Below are 1232 nucleotides of genomic sequence, written 5' to 3' on the forward strand. Positions count from 1 at the left end.
CTGAAGTCCATACGATCAAGGGTGATCCCACCTTGGTCAGGCGGGATCATGGTTCCCGCGGAGTGTCGCGCGAACCGCGGGCCAGTCCATCGGGGAACAGACCAGCCCGAACGTTAGAGTACGCGCGGGTAGTGACCACGGAAAGCGGACGGGTCTGATTTTGCGTTTCGCACGAAAATTAATTCGCGCCAGGCCTGAGAGCCCGATGAGCGCGGAGACCCTGGGTCATTCGGTCGCAGCAGAGAAATTTTAAGACGCGTCCGATCGTCGTCGCATCGTGCAATTGCGATCATGAGGTCTTCGTGATTCGCTCAGGGATGGAGATGAAAGCGGCGATGGCGCTAAACGTATTGGTTGCTGCGAGTCTGCTGGGACTGGGTGGCTGCGTGACGCAGACCTATGACGAGGTGCATGTGCGGAACTGGACCCGCGAGAGCATCGAACAGCAGTTTCCGGCAGGAACGAGCAAGAAGCAGGTCTTCGCGAGGATGGGCAATCCGATCAGTGAAAGCTCGACGGACGGCGTGACACGGTGGGTATATCAGGGTGGCTCCGGCCAGGATCAGGTGACGTTTGTGTTCCAGAACGAGAAGCTCGTGGACACGCGCTTCGCCGCGACCTGACCATCAAACCGCTGGCAGCGGAAAGGCTGCTCCCACCAGCGCCGCATGAAGGAAAACGTGATGCCGACTGAAAATGCCTTGATACCTGTAGACGGGATGGACCGCTGGATGTGTGCCTGGCACAGGGAATCGGTCGCGAATGGTTTCATCAGCCGGCCGTACAACCCCGACGAAGCGACCTTGAAGCGGCTTGTGAAATGCTTCGAGGCCGGACTCGCGCCGGGAGAGGCCGCCCAGATGATGTTCTGCGCCCGGCACTGACTATGCGCCGCTCGCGGGACCGCCAGAAAAAAACGGCCCAGCGCAAGTCCTGTCGCGTGGTTCCGACAGTGGATAAGCCAGTGGATATCGCCGTAAGGTTGCTGCGTCATTGTGGAGCGTGAAGGTTAGGCATGCCTGCGATCCGGCCGTGAGCCGCGCCAGTTGTGGCAGTGCGAGGGATGAAAATAAAGTTGTCCACTGCGCGTGTCATAGCCATTTCAAGATGTCGTGGTGGGGGGTGCGGCAGAAATCCTGGACTACCTGGAGGTAGTCCATGTACTCGTACGAAGACCGCATCCGAGCGGTCAAGCTCTACATAAGACTTGGAAAGCGTCTTACAGCGACCGT

At 58.9% G+C, this 1232-nt stretch carries 2 protein-coding genes; both read left to right on the forward strand.

The features are described 5' to 3' along the window. Positions 1–302 precede the first annotated feature (302 nt). Positions 303–623, forward strand: coding sequence for a hypothetical protein (locus P3T23_RS47765; RefSeq protein WP_429322966.1), 321 nt, complete (start codon positions 303–305; stop codon positions 621–623). Between the two features lie 60 nt (positions 624–683). Next, positions 684–884, forward strand: a complete 201-nt coding sequence (locus tag P3T23_RS47770) for a hypothetical protein (RefSeq protein WP_429322967.1) — start codon at positions 684–686, stop codon at positions 882–884. The last annotated feature ends 348 nt before the right edge of the window (positions 885–1232 follow it).

Source organism: Paraburkholderia sp. GAS448, assembly GCF_050435685.1.
Classification (GTDB): Bacteria; Pseudomonadota; Gammaproteobacteria; order Burkholderiales; family Burkholderiaceae; genus Paraburkholderia.

What these genes read in the sequence shown, in the direction of transcription:
- P3T23_RS47770 (WP_429322967.1), top strand. Translation starts at nt 684, where the DNA reads ATGCCGACTGAAAATGCCTTGATACCTGTAGACGGGATGGACCGCTGG.